This window comes from Nonomuraea thailandensis, assembly GCF_024172165.1.
Taxonomy (GTDB): domain Bacteria; phylum Actinomycetota; class Actinomycetes; order Streptosporangiales; family Streptosporangiaceae; genus Nonomuraea; species Nonomuraea thailandensis.
Genome location: NZ_JAMZEB010000002.1, coordinates 2746075 through 2764622, shown reverse-complemented (window position 1 = coordinate 2764622; position 18548 = coordinate 2746075). Strand labels below are relative to the sequence as shown.

Below are 18548 nucleotides of genomic sequence, written 5' to 3'. Positions count from 1 at the left end.
AGGCGGACAGCCGATCAGCCGGCCTGGGCCCTGACGAAGCGGCTCAGGCGGGCGCAGCCCTCCGGGATGAGGTCGCCGGGCAGGTAGCTGACGGACAGCCGGATGGCGTGGTCGCCGCCGCCCTGCGGATAGAAGTACGACATGGGCGTCCAGATGACCCCGTACTCCTCCGCGCAGCGGGCCAGGGCGTCGTTGTCGGCGCGGAACGGCACGCGGAGGGTGAGGAAGAAGCCGCCGCTGGGCTCGTTCCAGCTCACGCCGAGCCTCTCGCGGTCGGGGAAGCACGCGGCCAGCTCCCGCAGCGTGGTGCGCATCGCGTCGCCGTAGTGGGCGGCCGTCCCGGTGTTGAGCTCCGACGTACGGCCCCGCGCGGCGAGCAGCATGCCGGCCACGACCGCCTGGCTCACCGGCGAGGTGTTCACCGTCACCATGCTCTTGATCTTGGAAAGCTCGTCGGCCAGCAGCCCGCCCCCCTCGACCGGCTGGTCGGCCACGGCGTAACCGACGCGGGCGCCGGGGAAGAGCGTCTTGGAGAACGAGCCGAGCTGGACGACGCGGCGCTCGCGGTCGAGGGCCTTGAGCGCCGGGAGCTGCGGGCCCGGGCTGACCATCCGGTACGGGCTGTCCTCCAGGACCAGGACGTCGTACCGGGCGCACAGGGCGAGCAGTTCCTCGCGGGTGCTCAGAGGCATGGTGGCCCCGGACGGGTTGGAGTGGTCGGGCACCACGTAGAAGGCGCGGGGGCGGCGCCCGCGGGCCCGTTCGGCCAGGATGACCGCCTCCAGGTCGGCGCAGCGCAGTCCGTCCGCGTGCTCCTCGACCACGGCCGTGCTGACGTCGAGCAGGCGGGCCGCGCCGGTGATGCCGACGTAGCAGGGGCTGGAGACCAGGAGCACGTCGCCGGGGCCGGCGATGAGGGCACGGACCGCGAGCAGCATCGCCTCCTGGGCGCCGACGGTCACGACGATGGAGCCCGGCGGCACGTCGATGCCCTCGTCGGCGCGCAGCGAGGCGGCGATCAGGTCGCGGATCTGGCCGCTGGTGGGGCCGTACTGGAAGAGGGCGGAGCGGACCTGGGCGGGCGTGGCGCCGCTCTCCTCCAGGTGATCGACGTAGCGGCGCAGGTGGGTGAAGACGTCCTCGGTGGCGAAGAAGCCGTCGTGGGGACGGCCGGGGGCGAAGGAGATCGCGTCCGGGTAGCGGTGGGTGATCTCGTTGAGGAAGTTCATGGTGTCGAGCAGCGGGTCGGCGAGGCTGCCGTGCAGGTCCCGCCTGCGCAACGACACCCCGCCCGGCCGCGCCGCACCAGGGGCCGGAGCAACACCGGGGGCAGAAGCGGCACCAGGGGCAGAAGCCGCACCGAGGGCCGGGGCCGTGGCCCGGGCCGGAGCCGCGGCCGCTTCTGTGGGGGTGAGCAGTTCGGGGCCGGCGTCGCGCGGTGAGGGGACGCCGGTGAGAAGCATCGCCTCGGCCAGCTCGTCGGTGACGACGCCGAGAACCCCGGCCACGCCGTCGCTCCCGCCCGCGGCCAGCCCGTGCAGCACGGGCCGCCCGACGAGCACGGCGTCGGCGCCGAGGGCGAGGCAGGCCAGGACGTCGGCGCCGCGGCGTACCCCGCCGTCGATGAGCACGGCGCAGCTCCCGGACACCGCGGCCGCGATCTCCGGCAGCACGTCGAACGTCGCCGGCGCGCCGTCGAGCTGCCGCCCGCCGTGGTTGGACACGACGACGCCGCCGGCCCCCGCCTCCCGCGCCCGCAGCGCGTCGGAGCCGGTCAGCACGCCCTTGACCAGGACCGGCAGGGAGCTGATCGAGCGCAGCCACCCGACGACGGACCAGTCGAGCGCGGCGTCGAACTCGGCGAGCGCGTGCCCGCCCGGTGAGGAGAAGCCGGCGCCGGTGAGGTTGGCCGGCTCGACGCCGGGCGGCAGCAGGAAGCCGTTGCGCAGGTCACGAACCCGGCGGCCCAGCCTGGGGGCGTCGGCGGTGAGCACCAGGGCCTCGAAGCCGGCCCGCTCGGCCCGCTCGACCAGCCGCCGGGTGCTCGTACGGTCGCGGAAGCAGTAGACCTGCAGCCACAGCGGCGCGGTGGCGGCCGCGGCGATGTCCTCGAAGGTGCGGGAGGCGAAGGTGCTCACCACGAGCGGCACGCCGGCTCGGGCGGTGGCGACCTCCCCTTCGGGGTGGGCGAGCGTGTGGTACGCCATGGGCGCGACGCCCACCGGCGCGCCCCACACCCGGCCGAGAACCTCGGTCTTGGTGTGGGGCAGGCCGAGACCGGTCAGGACGCGGGGCCGCAGCCGTACGCGCTCGAAGGCCGTGAGGTTGGCGGCCAGCGTGCGCTCGGCGCCGGCGCCCCCCTCGACGAAGTCCCAGACGGCCGGGCCGAGCCGCTCGCGCGCCGCGGCGGCGTAGTCCGCGAGGGTGATCATCCGGCGCTCAGGCGGTCACGCTGGACGGCCTCGTACAGCGCGCGGATGTTGGAGCTGCCGAACCCGCGCGAGCCCAGCCGCTGGATGAGCTCGTAGAACAGCGTGTTGCGCTCGTACGGCGAGCGGCTGAACAGCTGCAGCAGTTGCCCCCACTCGTCGTGGTCGGCCAGCACCTGCGACTCCTGGAGCTCGGCGATGCCGAACCGGCTCTCCTGGAAGGTGTCGGCGAGCCTCTCGTAGTAGGCGGCGGGCGTGGTCAGGAAGTCCACGCCGCCTTCGCGGCAGTCGCGTACGGCCGCGATGATGTCCTCCACGAGGAAGGCCAGGTGCTGCACGCCGGGCCCGCCGTTGCGTCCGAGGAACGCGTCGAGCTGCCCGCCGTCCTTGCCGGGGTCGGGCGCGACCAGGGTGAACGTGACGCGTTCAGAGGCGCTGCGCACGACGATGGAGTCCATGGCCTGGCCGCCGGTGTCGACGTACTCGGAGGAGTAGCGGGAGAAGCCGTAGGCGTCGCGGTAGTAGTCGGCGTACTCGCCGAGCCTGCCTCCTTCGACGCAGACGGCCACGTGGTCAAGGAGCCTGATGTGGCCGTCCGCGTGGGCGGACAGGTCCGGGGTGGGCACCCAGTTGCGCCCGGGGGGCGCCACGCGGGCGGGGGCGTCCACCGGCGGCAGCAGGGTGTGGGTCACGCCGCCGAAGCCGGGCACGACCGTGTTGCCGCGCAGGGTCCGGACGGGCCCGGCGGCGGCCACGGCCGCCGCGGCACCGGTGCGGGCCACGTCGTCGCAGGTGAAGCCGATGTCGGCGATGCCGTCGCCGTGCTCGTCGAGGAACTTCCAGATCCCGTGGCCGGAGGTGACGACCATCTGCACCTCGCCCTGGCGCAGCAGCACGGAGCTCCGGTCGACCTCCACGGAGTCGGCGACGCGGGTGAACCCCATGGCTGTGACCAGGTAGTCGACGGCCGAGATCTTGTCTTGCGTGAACAGCTCGACGTACGAGATGTCTTGCACAGCCACGGGGATACCTCCTGGGGGAACCGATGGCCACTTCGTCGGGCGATACGGGCTTCGTCAGCCGGCTACCAGCGCCATTCCTGCTGCTTGAACAGGTGCCCGGCCTTGATGTCGCGCTCCGAGCACCAGGCGAGGAACTCGTTGATCTGCTTGATCTGGTACGTGTCCTCGTTGTAGGTGGTGGCCATGACGTGGCCGAGCCAGGCCTCCTCGCCCATGGCGTAGATGTAGCCCTCCTTGGCGCCCAGCTCCGTCATGATCGCCGCCGCCTGCTCGGCGTTCGAGCCCGACAGCTTGCGGGAGTCGCTCATCTTCTTGGGGATCGGGATGGTGAGCAGCGCCTGGTAGAGCCAGGTCAGCGGGGCGCCGTCGCACTCCATGCCCAGGAAGGCGTAGTCGGCCGTGCCGAGGTGACCCTTGATGTAGCGGTACAGGGTGGGGTCGATGCCGGAGGAGTCGGCGCCGATGAAGACGTTCTTGCCGGCCAGCTCGGCCCAGTACGTGGACTTGGCGCGGATGTCCAGGTCGCAGTGCTCGCCGAGGAACGGCGTGGCGGTCACCTTGCCGCCGGGGAAGGGGATCTCGTCGAAGTCGTCGACCTCGATCACGGGGAAGCCCTGGTGGCTCAGCATCAGCCCCATCGACGGGTCGCACAGGTTGCCGCGCGAGGAGCGCGGGACGACGACGGCGCCGACACGGCCGCGGAGCTGGAGCAGGGTCTCCAGGACAATGTGGTCCTGGTGCCCGTGCGTGATGAGCACGAGGTCGATGTAGTCGGGCAGGTCGTCCAGCGTGTACCGGTCGCCGGCGGTGCTGTCCGCGCTGATGAACGGGTCGGTCACGATGGCGGCCTCGGGCGTCTGGAGCACCAGGCAGGCGTGCCCGAAGTAGCGGATCCGGCCGCCGCCCTCGATGTGCCGGTCGGGCGCCAGGCTGGGGCGGTCGCTGAGCATGGCGGACAGCTGGACCGCCTGGGCGTCGTCGAGCTCCAGCGCCTCGCGCAGGTGGCGCAGGGTGGCCGGGCGCACCCGGGCCTTGAACAGCTCCTCCAGGCCGGGGTGGCGGAAGGGGATGCCCAGCTCCAGGACGTCCGGCGAGGGCAGCCGCGGCGTGCTGAGGATGAAGGGCCGCTCGATGCCGGTCTCGAAGGACAGCTGCACCGACTGGCGGGCCTCGGCGTAGACGTCGCTCTTGTAGACGAGCGGCTCCATGAAGCGCAGCTGCGCCTGGTTGTCGGTGTCGTAGGCCAGCTCGACCAGGCCGCCGAGCTCGGCGGGCAGCTTCGGGTAGAGCGGCGTCAGGTCGAACCCGGTGGCGCTGGCCCGCAGGATCTCCTGCCCGGCCGCGATCGCGTCGGCGAAGCGCAGCATGTCGGCGCGATCGCGCCTGATGGTGTCGAGCAGGTCGCGTACCTCGTCGGCGCGCGACTCGGGGATGTTGATGAAGTAGCCGCCGCGCAGCTCCGGGTTGTTGCTGGCCGCCACGTGGACCTGCGGCGACTGCAGGTACGACTCCAGCAACGGCACCTGGAGCCGGGCGAGGTTCATCGCCGCCTGCACCGGCGCGATCGTGTGCGGCCAGGCGAAGAACCTGTCCACCAGTGGCTCGACAATGACTTTCGACCGCAGAAACAACTGCTCATCAGCCATCTGCGCGCTCCCCTCGAGGTGAACTGACAACAGGAACCGGCCCGGGGCGCACGGGTTGTTGCGCATGGCACTGCGGCGGACCGTGAAGAAATGGACGACTACCGGGTGACCGGGTTCGCACTTGAGGCGCCGGCGAAGGGAAGAATGACCCGGCGGGACATTCGGCGGCAAGGCGCCGGCCCGTTGAACACTTTTGTTCAAGTGTGGCGGCGCCGCAGTTGAACACGGTGGCCGCGAAATATTAAGGACGTCATTCCGTACGCGTTTTCCGCAAGTCCCGTGCACGGTGGATCACGGCGGCGCCGAACGTCTATGGTCCGGGATCGACCGGGCGCTCGGAGCCCGCTTCGTCGGACGGGATGGGCGCTGCCGTATGCATTCGGCTTTGGTTGTCGGCACGGGGCTGGTGGGCACCTCGGTGGCGCTGGCGCTGCGCGCGCACGCCGTGACCGTGCACCTGCGGGACGCGGACCCGGAGGCGGTACGGACGGCGGCCTCGCTCGGCGCCGGGACCGCCCGGCCGCCGTCGGGCGCGGTGGACCTGGCGGTCGTGGCGGTGCCCCCGCCCCACGTCGCCGGCGTGCTGGCCGGGCTGCAGGCGGAGGGCGTGGCCGCGCACCACACGGACGTCGCCAGCGTCAAGGCGGAGGCGCAGCGGGAGGCCGTCGCGCTGGGCTGCGACACCTCGTCGTACATCGGCGGCCATCCGATGGCGGGCGCGGCGCACAGCGGCCCGCTCAAGGCCAGGGCCGACCTGTTCGAGGGCCGGATGTGGGCGCTCACGCCGACGCCCGACACCGGCACCGAGACGCTCAACACGGCGCTGGAGCTGGTGGCGTTGTGCGACGCGGTGCCCGTGGTCATGGAGGCCGTCGCGCACGACCGGGCGGTGGCGCTGGTCTCGCACGCGCCGCACGTCGTGGCGAGCCTGGTCGCCCAGCGCCTGGAGCACGCGGGGGAACGCGAGGTGAGCCTGGCCGGCCCCGGCCTGCGGGACCTGACCCGCATCGCGGAGGCCGACCCGGGGCTCTGGATGGACATCCTCGGCGCCAACGCCAGGGTCGTGGCCGACCTGCTCGAAGAGCTGGGCACCGACCTGGGGCGGATGGTGACGGCCCTGCGCGGGCTCGCCGGCGACGGCCCGGAACGCGCGGCCGGGCTGGCCGTCGTCGAGGACGTGCTGCGCAGGGGCCGTACGGGCCGCGCCCGCATCTCCGGCAAGCACGACACCCGGCCGGAGCGCTTCGAGACGGTCACCGCCGTCATCGGTGACCAGCCGGGCGAGCTGGCCCGCCTGTTCGCCGACGCCGACCAGGCGGGGGTCAACATCGAGGACGTCCGCATCGAGCACGCCACGGGGCAGCCCGCCGGGCTCGTCCACATCAGCGTCCTGCCCGGCCTGGCGGCGACGCTGCGCAAGGCGCTGCACGACCAGGGCTGGCGGCAGCGCTGACCGCCCGGATCCGAGGGGAGCGCACGTGCGTGGTCCTGCCCGGCGGCTGCTGCTCGCGCCCGTCACCATCACCGCCACCAAGCCCCTGCTGCCCACGCACGTCAAGGGCTTCCTCTGGGTGGACACGCTCTTCCGTGGCACGCGGCTGGTACGCGACCTGGAGTACTACTGGAATCCGCGCGCCGCGAACCTGACGGGGCAGACCATCCAGTTCTGGGACTACCTCGACCGCCGCCATCCGGAGCTCGACTTCGCCGCGCTGTCCCCCGACGACCTCGGTCACCTGTACGTGCGCTGCCACGCCTCGGGCGACACCCGCCCCATGGACCGCCTGCGCCACTACACCGAGCGCGTCGAGCGGGAGGGCTGGGTCCACCCGGCCACGCGGGCGGCCACCCGCGACTGGAAGCGGCAGCTCGGCCTGCTCGGCGTGCACGACCCCGGCCTGACCGCCGACCGGCCGGCCGTGGCCTCGATCGACGAGACCGTCGAACTGCTGGCGCGGCGGCACCTGTGCGTGGACCACCGCCGCCACGGCGGGCCCGCGTACCTGGACGGGACCCGCTGGGGCATGCCGCTGCGCCCGGTGGTCGGCGCGGACGGGCACGCCAACTACCTGCTGGTGATCCTGCGGGACCTGATCCCCCGCCTGGCCGCGGGCGAGGAGGTGCTGCTCGTCTACGACGAGGACCTGGCCCACGACTACGCGCTGCTGGCGCGCGTGCTGGCCGAGCTGGGCGCCCGGCCGTCGCGGCTGCCGCTGGGGCGGGTGCCGATCGGCGGCGTCGTACGCTCCAGCCGGCACGGCGGCTGGGACGGCCACTCCCTGGGCCGGCTCGCCGAGCTGTGCCTGCGGGAGGTCGACCCGGCCGTCTACCGCCTCGGGATGCGCCTGTACTTCATCGCGATGCTCAAGCGCACCGCCTCCGAGCCGTTCCGCCCGGACCTGCTGCGCCGCGCCCTGTCGCGGGCCCGCCGGATGCTGGGCGAGGCGGGTGACACGGGTGATCTGCCCGCTTACCTGCGGGGGTTCGCCACGCCCGCCGGGTGGGTGGATCCGTACCGCCTGACCGACGGCCTGTTCGCGCGGCGCGCGCCGGCCGCCCTGCTCGACCACGTGTACCTGTGACGCTCACTGATCACCGACCGACCACCCACCACCGACCACCGACCACCGACCACCGACCACCGAGAGTCCACGACCGGGAGGGCCATGACCACCGACCGTACCTTCGCCTCCGCCGCCGAACGTGCCGAGGCGTACCGGCGGCGGGTGTTGCTGGAGAGCGGCAAGGCCCTGGCCTCGCTGGACGACCCGCGCGCCGCCCAGGCCGCGGTGCTGGCCGAGCTCCTCGCCACGAACGGGGACACCGCCTTCGGCCGGGAGCACGGCCTGCCCGCGGTGCGCGACGCGGCCGGGTACCGGCGGGCGACGCCGATCCGCGGGCACGAGGAGTTCCGGCCGTGGCTGGAGCGGGTGCACGCCGGGGAGCGCGGGGTGCTGACGAGCGAGGAGCCCACGGCGTTCTTCGCCAGCAGCGGCACCACGGGCGGGGAGAAGAGCATCCCGGTGACGGCCGGGTTCCTGCGCCGCTGCTTCCTGCCGTTCTACTTCGCGGGTTTCGCGCAGCTCGTACGGCACCATCCCGATCTGCCCACCCGCGACGACACCGTGCTCAACCTGTGGCAGGACCCTCATTCACCGGCGGCCGCGACGCTCGGCGGCCGGCCGCACATCGGCCCCAGCCAGCTCGACTTCGCCAAGGCGGGCGAGGACCTCGCCGTCGGGCTCGGCAACCGGGCGCCGTGGAGCCGGCTGCCGGAGGAACTGGCCGGCGCCGGCCCGTGGGAGCGCTGCTACCTGCGGCTCCGGATGGCCGCCGAGCACGACGTACGGGGGATCATCGCGGTCAACCCGGCGATCGCGGCCGCGCTGCCCCACCAGCTCGCCCACTGGTGGCCCCGCATGGTGCGGGAGATCAGGGACGGGACGGTGGGCGGCCTGGCGATCCGGCCACCCGATCCCGGCCGGGCGGCCGGCCTGGAGCGGGCCGCCGCCCGGCGCGGCACGCTGCGCCCCGCCGACCTGTGGCCGCGCCTGGAGCTCCTCCTGACCTGGAACACCTACGTGTCCAGGCTGTACCTGCCGGGCCTGCGCGAGGAGTACGGCGCCGGCCTGCACATCCGTCCGGCGCCGATCGGGTCGTCGGAGGGGCCGCTGGCCGTCCCCCTGTCCGGCCGCGCGTCGGGCGGGGCGCTGATGGTGTCCGGCTGCCTGTACGAGTTCGTCCCGGCCGACGAGCGGATCGAGCCGTGGACCGACACCCTGGAGCCGCACGAGCTGGAGGAAGGCCAGGAGTACCACGTGGTGGTCTCGCACGTCGGCGGCCTGTACCGGTGCGCGGTGCGCGACATCGTCAAGGTGGTGGGGTTCGTCGGGTCGACGCCGGTGGTGGAGTACTCGTGCCGCGACGGCCTGGTGTCCGTGGCGGGCGAACGGGTCCGCGAGTCGCACGTGCTGCGGGCGGTGGCGGCGGCCGGCGAGACGACCGGCGTGGCCGTCCGCCAGGTGATGTACCGGGCCGGCACCGATGCGTCCCGCCACGATGCGGCCGTCGCCTTCGCCACGCCGCCGCCGCGGACGCGGGCCTTCACCACCGCGCTCGACGAGGAGCTGTGCCGCGAGGCGCCCGGGTACGCCGCCGCCCGCCGGTCGGGCGCCCTGGCCGAGCCGCTGGTGCACGCGGTGCCCGTGGAGGCGTTCTGGCGGGAGTGGCGGCGCCGGGTGGAGGACGGCGAGCGGCCCACCCGGGTCAAGGACCGGGTGTTCAGGGACGATCCGGGCGCGTGGACACGTGTCCTCTCAGGTACGGAGGCAGAGCGTTGACCGACACGGCCGAGCCCTCGCCGCGGGGGACGTCGTACCCCGGCCTGCCCGGCCGCGGCCAGTACACCGAGCGGGCCCGGCGGGAGCTGCTCGCCTGGCTGCGGACGACCACGAACGCCTCACTGCGCTCCCTTGAGCAGTCGACCATCGACCCGCGCTCGCTGCCGGGCAACCTGGAGAACTTCGTCGGCGTCGTGGACGTGCCCGTCGGCCTGGCCGGGCCGATGTTGTTCACCGGCCGCCACGCGCAGGGCATGGTGACGGCGCCGCTGGCCACCACCGAGGGCGCCCTGGTCGCCTCGGTCGCGCGCGGCGCCAAGGCGATCACGCTGGCGGGCGGGGTGACGAGCCAGGTCATCGCGCAGCGGATGACGCGGGCGCCCGTGTTCGAGTTCGCGGGGCTGGGGGCGGCGGCCGAGTTCGCCCGCTGGATCGTGACGTGCAAGGACGAGCTGGACCGGCGGGTGGCGGAGGTGTCGGCGCACTCGCGGCTGACGGCGGTCGACCCGGTGCAGCTCGGCAGGGCCGTACACCTGCGGTTCGTGTACGAGACCGCCGACGCGGGCGGCCAGAACATGACCACCGCCGCCACCTGGCGGGCCTGCCGGTGGATCAACGACCGGCTGGCCACCATGCCGGGGCTCGCGCCGGCCTGGTTCGCGATCGAGGCGAACCTGAGCGGCGACAAGAAGTTCACCCACCTCAACATGATCTCCGGCCGCGGCACCCGGGTCGCGGCCGAGTGCGTGCTGGACCGCACGACCGTGCGCCGCGTGCTCAAGAGCACGCCGGAGGCGATCGACCGGCTCTACCGGCACAGCGTGCTCGCCGGCCAGCAGGCCGGCATGGCGGGGCACGACATCGACGCGGCGAACGTCATCGCGGCCATCTTCGTCGCGACCGGGCAGGACATCGCCAGCGTGTACGAGTCCGGCACCGGCCTGTTCTCCGTGGACGTGTCCGAGGGCGACGTACGGGCCACGCTGGTCCTGCCGAGCCTGGTCACCGGGGTGGTCGGGGGCGGCACCAGGCTGGTGCGCCAGAGCGACTACCTGGACGTGCTCGGCTGCCGGGGCGAGGGCCACGCCGCCCGCTTCGCGGAGATCATCTGCGGGTTCGCGCTCGCGCTCAACCTGTCCACGATGGCGGCCGTGGCCGGGGGCCAGTTCGCCGACGCGCACGAACGGCTCGGCCGCGGCCGGCGGGTCGACTGGCTGAGCCGCGACGACCTCGGCGCCCCCCTGCTGCGGCCCATGCTGGCCCAGGCCATGAACGCGCCCGGCCTGGAGGTCACCGATGTCACCTGGATCGACCACGCGCCGGGATCGAGCCTCATCACCGAGCTCACCGCCCGGGCCGACCGCCGCAAGACCACGGGCATCTTCCCGGTCCGCGTGGCCTGGCGGCGGGACGACGCCGACGGGTCGACGGACCTGGTGCTCAAGGTCAAACCCCTCGACCAGGAAGTGATCATCGAGGCCGCCAAGCTCGCCTCGCTGTGCGGGGGCCAGGTGGCCGACCTGTACCCGCGCTGGCGCGACTGGACGGGCTTCACCGGCCTGCACACCCGTGAGCTCGCCGTGTACCGCCACGCGGAGCCGGCGTTGCGGGCGGTGCTGCCCCGCGCGTACGGGGTGCACGAGGACGCGGCGCGGGAGGCGTACGTCATCGCCATGGAACGCCTCGGGCCCGGCGTGCTGCACCTGGACAGCGCCGGCACCCCGGAGCAGTGGCGCCCGGAGCACCTGGCCGCGGCCGTGCGCGGGATCGCGGGCGTGCACGCGGCCTTCCTCGGCCGTCACGACGAGCTGCGCGCCTGGCTGGGGCCGGTGCAGAGCGCGGAGCGGATGACGGCCATGCGGGAGTTGTGGGGCGCGTTGCTGGAACACGCGGCGACCGAGCACCCGGAGCTGGTGGACGCCGCCTCGGCGCGCCGGCTCCGCCGGATCGTCGAGGAGATCCCGCGGTGGTGGGGGCGGCTGGAGTCCATGCCCCGCACCCTGGTCCACAACGACTTCAACCCCCGCAACATCGCCCTGCGCTCCCCCACCCCCCACTCCCCCGGCACTCACTTCTCCGGCCCCCACTCGCCGGACCCTCACTCGCCGGGCCCTCACTCGCCGGCCACCCGACCGGTCCCCTTCGCCCCGGAACATCCGGACGCGGCCCTGCACTCATCCGCCCCTCGCCTGGTCGCCTACGACTGGGAACTGGCGACGCTGCACGTCCCGCAGCGGGACCTGGCGGAGCTGCTGGCCTTCGTGCTGCCACCGGACGCCGGCGAGTCGCGGGTCACGGAGCTCCTCGACCTGCACCGGCAGGCCGTGGGCCACCTGGGCAAGCCGGAGGAGTGGCGCGAGGGCTACCGCCTGGCGCTGTGGGACTTCGCGGTGACGAGGCTGCTCGTGTACGTCATGGTGCACACCCAGCGGGAGCTGCCGTTCCTGGGCCGGGTCATGGCCACGACCCTGCGCCTGATCGCCATCGAGGACGCCACGACGGAGTGCCCCGATGCCTGATCCCGTGACGACCGCGCCACCGGCCGACCCGAACAGCGCCCGCCCGGCCCCGGACACGACGCCCGCCCCACCGGTACGGGTGGCGCTGCTCGGCATCGACGGGTCCGGCAAGAGCACATGCGCCCGCCTGCTCGCCCGGCGCTCCCCCGCGGCCCGCCCCCACGTCGTCCTGTCGTGCCTGCGCCCCCACGAGAATCCCGGCGGCCCCCTCGGGGAGTTGTCCCGGCACCTCGACGTCCTGTCCGCGGAGGCCGACCGCCTCGGCAGTCCCGACCTGAAGCTCGCCGTCCTCTACCTGCAGATGTGCACGTACGGTGTGGCGGAGCGCTTCTTCACCGGCCAGCAGACCGGCGCGATCATCACCGAGCGGCATCCGCTCATCGACACGCTCACCTACCTGCCGCTCTACCGCCGGGCCATCGGCGCGGTCGTCGCACCCGGCCGCCCCGCCGTCCTGCGACGACAGCTCGCGCGCATGCCCGCCCCCGCCGTCCAGGCGGCCCTCGCGTGGTGCCAGGCCCTCGCCCGCCGTACGGGAGGACGGGCACCGCGGCTCGACACCCTGGGCGAAGAGCTGGTCGGCCTGCTCACCCTGCCGCCCGAGGCCATGGTGAGCGAGTTCGCCACCCGTTTCGCGGTGACGCCGCCCGACGTGGCGATCCTGCTCGACATCGACGTCACCGAGGCCCTGCGCCGGTTGAGAGCCCGCGACCGCCGCCTGGAGCCTCACGAACGCGCCGACCTGCTCCCCTTGATCAGGGACGGCTACGACAAGGCCCTCCGGACCTTCACGTCGGTACGCGTGCACCGGGTCCGCGCCGACCACCGCCCGCCCCACGACGTCGCCGCCGAAGTAGCCCGGCTCGCCGGCTTGTGACCCCTCACCACCCCATATGCCCGAAGCCGCCCCCGCCTTGGAAGGCCGGCCCATGACACCCTCGGCTCCACCGGACGCTCCCGATCAGCGGACCCTGCGCGCTCACCTCGAAGCGAGACTCGCCCGCGTCCGCGACGCCCGCCCCACCGGCCCGCGCACGACGCGGGACGTCGGCGTGATCGCGGTCCTGCGCGCGTTCGACCCCGCCACGTTCGCCGCCGACGCGTACCGCTTCGCCGCCACCCTCCCCGATGCGCGGGGCCGCCCCTGGTACGCCGCCTTCACCCGCACGATCTTCCTCGCCGGCGACCCCCGCAACCTGGCCGATCGTCACCCCTTCGACCATCTCTCCCCCGACGGCTCCATCGCCTGGTACGCCCCCGCCCCGCTGAGCTCCCGCGAAGGACTCCGCCGTCTGCTGCGCCCGTTCCGCGGCCTCCGGGGCCTCACCGCCCCCCTCACCGAGGAGGTCCCTCTGGGGAACGGGAACACCACGGCCCGCCTCGACGTCCCCGTCGCCGGGCTCCCGCTTGAGGACTACCTGGTCCACGTCAACCACCTGATCGCGGAAGCGGCCCTGGACGGCCTCCTCCCCGGCACCGGCCGCCTGCTCCTGCGCCACCTCCCCGCCGCGCCGCCCCCCGCCGCCCACTACACCCGGATACGCGTCGTACCGGACCCCGGCTCGCCGGCCCGCCTGCGCGCCTGCGCCTACCTCACCCTCTGACTGACGCCGCACTTGAACAGCCGATTCACAGCTGATCATCCGTCCACTACTCTGCCTCTGATTTCAGCGAACGGAGAGCGTGGATGCGCATATTAGCCAGGTCCGGTTCAGTCCTGTTCATGGTCGTCGCCATGGTGACGGCCGCCATGATCGCCACCGCGCCGGCCGCGTCGGCGGCGCCCGCGCGCGGCGACGGACACCGGGTCACCGTCATGGTCCACGGGTTCGACCGCGAGGCCGACATCAGCTGCTCCGGCGCGTGGAACAGCGCCGAGCAGTGGCTCAACGCCAACGGCTGGGGCGACGTCGTCACCTTCGGGTACTACAACAAGGCGACCAACTGCGACCTCAGGCTCCAGGGCACCACCGACACGCGCATCCAGGAGGTCGGCCGCCAGTTCGCGTGGACCGTCTACTACCTGTACTCGAGCCATGACGTGGCCATCGACGTCGTGACCCACTCCATGGGCGGGCTGGTGGCCAAGGCGGCCGTCGAAGGCGTCAACAGGTACGGCGTGGGCAAGCCCGCGCCCGACCTGAGCGGCCTGACGATCGACAGGAACGACCTCGGCGCGACCGACTGGCCCAGGGACTGGCCCCCGTTCCTGTACATCGAGGACATGGTCACGTTCGCCACGCCGCACCAGGGCATCGGCAGCACGGTGGTGACCGCGTGCGCCGTCACCCACGAGCAGTGCAGCGACATGCGCCCGGGCAGCGGCTTCATCAGCTGGCTGGGCAAGCAGCCGCAGTCCCAGATGGGTACGGACTACACCTTCCTCGCCTCGGAGACCGACGACACCGTCAGCGCCAAGTCGGGGACCAACGACCGCACCGCCCACCATTGGGGCCTGTACAGCCACAACACCGAGGGCGGCACGCTGACCCACACCTCCATCAGGAACACCTCGACCGGCCAGTGGCAGGCGTCGTACGGCGGAGAGTTCAGCGACGAGGGCCAGGGCGCCTACCCCGCGCCACTGCCGCGCATGGCGGACGGCCTGTACGACCAGCGCGGCCGGTAGCCGGCCGGCAACCAGAACGTCAGGTCCCCCGGCTCGTGCGAACCGGGGGACTCACGCTGCCGGCCGGCTACGCCTGACCGTCCTGCATGACCTGGTAGTGCAGGGTGTGCGTCTCGCGGTCCACCAGATATCTGTCGTCGAGGTCGTAGAAGACGGCGTTCTCGTACTGCTGCCCGGCGAACGCCTTGACCGAGTCGAGCGAGTCCCAGAACGTCAGCGTCACGAACTCGGTCCGGTCGCCGTCCTCCCGGCGCATCAGATAGGCGCCCCGGTTGCCGGGCGTCCTGCGGTAGGCGTCCATCCCGGTCTCGTACAGGTAGTCGACGTAGGCGTCGGCGTCGCTGGCCCTGGTCCAGCCCCGCCACGTTCGCGCGATCATCCGGATCGATCCCTTCCGACGTGGCCGGAACCCACCATGGGGCGGGTCCCGGCCGCCTCCACGAAGCGGTCACACCAGTCAAATGACTTTGCCGGTGTCCAGTGCAGCATACCCGCCCACGATCTTGAGCACCGGCCCGCGCGGGCCGGGCGCCGTCCATGCGCCCGGGCCAGGCCGGCCCGGATGTTCAAGAGAGGCCGCTTTCCAAGAGGTAAGCTCCTCCTTCGAGGAGGTTCGAATGGCGAAGGTGGCCTTGGTCGGCGCGGGGAACGTCGAACTGACCCGTAAGATCCTCTCCGACCTGATGTCCAGCCCGGAGCTGGCCGGCAGCCTGCGGGTGGCCCTGCACGACATCGACGCCGGCCGCCTGGCGACCGCCGAGACGTTGTCCCGCCGCCTGAACGCCGAGGCGGGCGCGGGTGCGACGATCGAGGCCGGCGCCGACCGCGAAGCGGCGCTGGCCGGCGCCGACTTCGTCGTCTGCCAGATCGACGTGGGCGGGTACGACGCGGCGTTGTCGGACTTCGAGATCCCCCACCGGTACGGCGTGCGCCAGACCGTCGGCGACACGCTCGGCCTGGGCGGCATCTTCCGTGGGCTGCGCGCCATGCCCGTGCTGCTCGATCTGGCGCGCGACATGGCGCGGCTGTGCTCTGATGCCTGGCTGCTCAACTACACCGACCCCCTGGCCATGTTGTGCGGGGCCGTGGTCGCGGGCACGCCGCTGCGCCGGGTGGCGGGGCTGTGCCACTCGGTCCGTGACACCCACGCGCTGCTCGCCGACCTGATCGGCCGTGAGCTCGACGACATCGACTTCCTCACCGCCGGGCTGAACCACCAGGCGTTCGTACTGCGTTTCGAAAGCGAAGGGCTGTCCCTCTACGACGAGCTCGACCTGGTGATGGCCGCCGATCCCGAGCTGCGCGGGCACGTCCGCGCAGAGATCTACCGGCGTTTCGGCTATTTCCCGACCGAGTCCAGTGAGCACGCGGCCGAGTACGTGTCCTGGTTCCTGCCGCACGAGAAGGAGGTGCTCCGGCTCAACCCGCCGCTGAACGAGGGCTTGCGGCGCCGGCTCCGCAAGTACGACGCCTACGAGCGGCTGCGGGAGGCGCTGGCCGCCGGCAAGCCGGTGCTGGCCCGGTGGAAGCACTTCGAGATGGCCTCCGAAGTGATCCACTCCTTGCTCACCGGCACGCCGCGGGAGGTGCAGCTCACCCTCCCCAACGACGGGCTGATCGGCAATCTGCCGGCCGGCGCCTGTGTGGAGGTGCCCGCCCTGGTGGACGGCGCGGGAATCCACCCCCAGCCGGTCGGCGCCCTGCCCGTCCAGCTCATGGCGCTCAACCGGTCGTTTCTGAATGTGGTGGAATTGACCACGACAGCGGTCCTGGAAGAGCGACGATCGGCGGTGTACCAGGCGGCCATGCTCGACCCCAACACCTCGGCGACCCTTCCGCTGGCCGACATCGAGGCGGTGTGCGACGACATCATCGCGGCTCAGGCGGCGTACCTGCCCGGCGGCATCACGCACGGCAAGGCGGGCCGATGAAGGACACGGCCCCCTCGGCGCCTCCCGCCGGCGACGCCGGGGCCTCGCTGCGCCGCGAACGCATCGTGGCACTGGTGCTGGAGCACGAGTTCGTCCGGGTCACCGACCTGGCGGAGACGTTCGGCGTGTCCAGCGTGACGATCCGCGGCGATCTGGAGGTGCTCGGCCGTCAAGGCGCGCTGCGCCGGGTCCGCGGCGGGGCGATGCACGTCAAGGCCGCGCCGCCTCCCGACGAGGCGCCGTCCGAGACCGCGGTGGACAGCCTGGCGCCGGAGAAGACCCGGCTCGCCCGGCACGCCGCCGCGCTGGTGGCCGACGGTGAGAACATCATCATCGACTGCGGCACCACCGCCACGTTCCTGGCCCGCGAGCTGGTGGCCCGCGACGACCTGGCCGACGTCGTGGTCTTCACCAACAGCCTGCGGGTCGCGGCGGAGCTGGAGCCCGCCATTCCCCGCTTCTCCGTCCTCGTCACCGGCGGAACGCTCCGGCCGGCCACGCATGCGCTCGTCGACCCGCTGGGCGCGGCCATGCTGGAGCGCATCCACGCTGACACGGTGTTCCTCGGGTGCCACGGTGTTCACCTGGAGTCCGGGGTCACCGGGGCGCACCTGCTGGAGGCCGAGCTGAAGCAGCGCATGATCAAGGCCTCCCGGCGCCGGGTCGTGCTGGCGGATTCCACGAAACTGGGCCGGATCGGGCTGGCACCGATCTGTGCGCTGTCCGAGGTGAACCTCCTCATCACCGACGCCGGCGCCCCGTCCGGCTTCGTGAGCGCCGTTCAGGAGCAGGGCGTCGGCGTCGAGCTGGCGAAATGACGCCCGCCTGACGGGGGCGCTGATGAGGAGGGGTGCCGGTCAGGCGTGGAGGGTGAGGAGAGCGGGCATCCCGTCGGTGAACAGTCGCGCGTCGACCTGGTCCAGGGCGACGCGCAGCGCGCCGAGGGCGACGCTGTCGGCGCCGAGGTCGGAGGCCCTGATCTCGGGGACACGCAGGCAGAGGCGGCCGAGCTCCCGCTCGAAGGGTTCGATGAGCAGGTCGGCGGAGCGGGAGTAACCGCCGCCGAGGATGACGACCTGCGGGTCGAGGGTCAGCACGAGCGCCGCGGCGCCCACGGCCAGGTCCTTGACGTAGCGGCGCAGCGCGGTGCGGGCGTGGCGGTCGCCTTCGCGGGCGCGTTCGAAGACCCAGGCGGCCTTGTCGTTGGGGTGGATGTCCTCGGGCACCCCCGGGCAGTTCTCGATGTGGGAGGGGGCGGAGAGCCAGCGGACCGCCTTGAGGGCGCCGATCTCGCCGGCCGCTCCGCCGTATCCGCGCCGCAGGGTGCCGTCGAGGATGAGACCTGCGCCGGTGCGCATGCCCGCCAGCAGGTAGACGATGTCGTCGGCGTCCTGCGCGGCGCCCTTCCAGCGTTCGGCGACGGCGGCGAGCTTGCAGTCGTTCTCGACCAGGATCGGGCAGGTGAAGCGGGCCGAGAGGTGCTCGGCGGGCGAGACGCTCGCCCAGCCGGGCAGCGGGGTGAACAGTGTGGTGCGGCCGGTGGCGTCGACCGGGCCGGTCACGCCGACCGTCACCGCCCAGATCTGGTCGGGCCGCATCCCGGCGTCCGACAGGCACTGGGTGATGGCGACGTCGACGGCCTGGAGCCGGGCGGCGGGGTCGGCGTCCGGCTCGACCGGGAGCCGGTGGCTGTGCAGCACCTGTCCTTCGAGGTCGGCGAGCAGGACCAGGATCTTGTGGCCGCCGACGTCGACGCCGAGCACGTGTCCGGCGCCGGCGTTGAAGCGGTAGCGGCGGGCGGGGCGGCCGACGCTGCTGCCGTCGGGTTCGACGACCTGCACCCATCCGTCGGTGACCAGGCCGCGGACCACGACGTCGGTGCCGGGCCGGGACAGACCGGTGCGGGTGGCGAGCTCGGTGACGGTGGCGGGTGGCTGGCCCCGCATCGCCCGCACGATGCTGAGCGAGTTGATCTCGCGCAGTTTGCTGACGTCTACTCCGGCCGCCTCTGGCACCCCAACCCCCGATTATG

At 72.8% G+C, this 18548-nt stretch carries 14 protein-coding genes; 9 read left to right on the top strand and 5 right to left on the bottom strand.

Features of this window, described 5'->3' with window-relative positions; all coding sequences use genetic code 11:
* Positions 1-14 precede the first annotated feature (14 nt).
* The 3 genes from HD597_RS16635 to HD597_RS16625 all read right to left on the bottom strand — a co-directional run bounded on the left by HD597_RS16635 (position 15) and on the right by HD597_RS16625 (position 5097).
* Positions 15-2432 (bottom strand): aminotransferase class I/II-fold pyridoxal phosphate-dependent enzyme, encoded by a 2418-nt coding sequence (locus HD597_RS16635; protein ID WP_253743182.1) that lies wholly within the window; start codon positions 2430-2432, stop codon positions 15-17.
* Positions 2429-3451, bottom strand: a complete 1023-nt coding sequence (hppD, locus tag HD597_RS16630; protein WP_253743179.1) for a 4-hydroxyphenylpyruvate dioxygenase — start codon at positions 3449-3451, stop codon at positions 2429-2431. The genes HD597_RS16635 and hppD overlap by 4 nt, the downstream gene beginning before the upstream one ends.
* 62 nt (positions 3452-3513) lie before the next feature.
* Entirely contained in the window at positions 3514-5097 is a 1584-nt protein-coding gene (locus HD597_RS16625; RefSeq protein WP_253743178.1) for an MBL fold metallo-hydrolase, read from the bottom strand.
* Positions 5098-5482: 385 nt separating this feature from the next.
* Between HD597_RS16625 and HD597_RS16620 the strand changes: the two genes are divergently transcribed.
* From HD597_RS16620 to HD597_RS16590, 7 genes are all read left to right on the top strand, one after another.
* A complete protein-coding gene (locus tag HD597_RS16620) occupies positions 5483-6550 on the top strand; it encodes a prephenate dehydrogenase (RefSeq protein ID WP_253743177.1) in 1068 nt (355 codons plus the stop codon).
* 25 nt (positions 6551-6575) lie between these two features.
* Positions 6576-7679: a hypothetical protein gene (locus HD597_RS16615; RefSeq protein WP_253743176.1), complete on the top strand. Its 1104-nt coding sequence runs from the start codon at positions 6576-6578 to the stop codon at positions 7677-7679.
* A gap of 84 nt (positions 7680-7763) precedes the next feature.
* Positions 7764-9437 carry a GH3 auxin-responsive promoter family protein gene (locus tag HD597_RS16610; RefSeq protein WP_253743175.1) on the top strand — a complete coding sequence of 558 codons (1674 nt, stop codon included), beginning with the start codon at positions 7764-7766 and terminating at the stop codon, positions 9435-9437.
* Positions 9434-11956, top strand: a complete 2523-nt coding sequence (locus tag HD597_RS16605; RefSeq protein WP_253743174.1) for a hydroxymethylglutaryl-coenzyme A reductase family protein — start codon at positions 9434-9436, stop codon at positions 11954-11956. The genes HD597_RS16610 and HD597_RS16605 overlap by 4 nt, the downstream gene beginning before the upstream one ends.
* Complete coding sequence (locus HD597_RS16600; RefSeq protein ID WP_253743173.1) at positions 11949-12833, top strand: nucleoside/nucleotide kinase family protein; 885 nt, start codon at positions 11949-11951, stop codon at positions 12831-12833. Before HD597_RS16605 ends, HD597_RS16600 begins: the two co-directional genes overlap by 8 nt.
* A gap of 52 nt (positions 12834-12885) precedes the next feature.
* On the top strand, positions 12886-13560 hold the full coding sequence (locus HD597_RS16595; protein WP_253743172.1) for a DUF6182 family protein: 675 nt from the start codon (positions 12886-12888) through the stop codon (positions 13558-13560).
* A gap of 83 nt (positions 13561-13643) precedes the next feature.
* Complete coding sequence (locus tag HD597_RS16590) at positions 13644-14585, top strand: esterase/lipase family protein (RefSeq protein ID WP_253743168.1); 942 nt, start codon at positions 13644-13646, stop codon at positions 14583-14585.
* A 67-nt stretch (positions 14586-14652) separates the two neighbouring features.
* On the opposite strand, the gene HD597_RS16585 is transcribed toward HD597_RS16590, so the two are convergent.
* On the bottom strand, positions 14653-14964 hold the full coding sequence (locus tag HD597_RS16585) for an antibiotic biosynthesis monooxygenase (protein ID WP_253743167.1): 312 nt from the start codon (positions 14962-14964) through the stop codon (positions 14653-14655).
* A 238-nt stretch (positions 14965-15202) separates the two neighbouring features.
* On the opposite strand from HD597_RS16585, the gene HD597_RS16580 reads away from it, so the two are divergent.
* On the top strand, positions 15203-16516 hold the full coding sequence (locus HD597_RS16580; protein WP_253743165.1) for a family 4 glycosyl hydrolase: 1314 nt from the start codon (positions 15203-15205) through the stop codon (positions 16514-16516).
* Positions 16513-17334, top strand: coding sequence for a DeoR/GlpR family DNA-binding transcription regulator (locus HD597_RS16575; RefSeq protein ID WP_253743164.1), 822 nt, complete (start codon positions 16513-16515; stop codon positions 17332-17334). The genes HD597_RS16580 and HD597_RS16575 overlap by 4 nt, the downstream gene beginning before the upstream one ends.
* 39 nt (positions 17335-17373) lie before the next feature.
* On the opposite strand, the gene HD597_RS16570 is transcribed toward HD597_RS16575, so the two are convergent.
* Positions 17374-18531 (bottom strand): ROK family transcriptional regulator, encoded by a 1158-nt coding sequence (locus HD597_RS16570; RefSeq protein ID WP_253743162.1) that lies wholly within the window; start codon positions 18529-18531, stop codon positions 17374-17376.
* Positions 18532-18548: the final 17 nt, after the last annotated feature.

Excerpts from the sequence above, each read along its gene's own strand:
- HD597_RS16635 (WP_253743182.1), bottom strand. The coding sequence starts at position 2,432 with ATGATCACCCTCGCGGACTACGCCGCCGCGGCGCGCGAGCGGCTCGGC.
- HD597_RS16625 (WP_253743178.1), bottom strand. The coding sequence starts at position 5,097 with ATGGCTGATGAGCAGTTGTTTCTGCGGTCGAAAGTCATTGTCGAGCCA.
- HD597_RS16610 (WP_253743175.1), top strand. The coding sequence starts at position 7,764 with ATGACCACCGACCGTACCTTCGCCTCCGCCGCCGAACGTGCCGAGGCG.
- HD597_RS16600 (WP_253743173.1), top strand. The coding sequence starts at position 11,949 with ATGCCTGATCCCGTGACGACCGCGCCACCGGCCGACCCGAACAGCGCC.
- HD597_RS16595 (WP_253743172.1), top strand. The coding sequence starts at position 12,886 with ATGACACCCTCGGCTCCACCGGACGCTCCCGATCAGCGGACCCTGCGC.
- HD597_RS16590 (WP_253743168.1), top strand. The coding sequence starts at position 13,644 with ATGCGCATATTAGCCAGGTCCGGTTCAGTCCTGTTCATGGTCGTCGCC.
- HD597_RS16585 (WP_253743167.1), bottom strand. The coding sequence starts at position 14,964 with ATGATCGCGCGAACGTGGCGGGGCTGGACCAGGGCCAGCGACGCCGAC.
- HD597_RS16580 (WP_253743165.1), top strand. The coding sequence starts at position 15,203 with ATGGCGAAGGTGGCCTTGGTCGGCGCGGGGAACGTCGAACTGACCCGT.
- HD597_RS16575 (WP_253743164.1), top strand. The coding sequence starts at position 16,513 with ATGAAGGACACGGCCCCCTCGGCGCCTCCCGCCGGCGACGCCGGGGCC.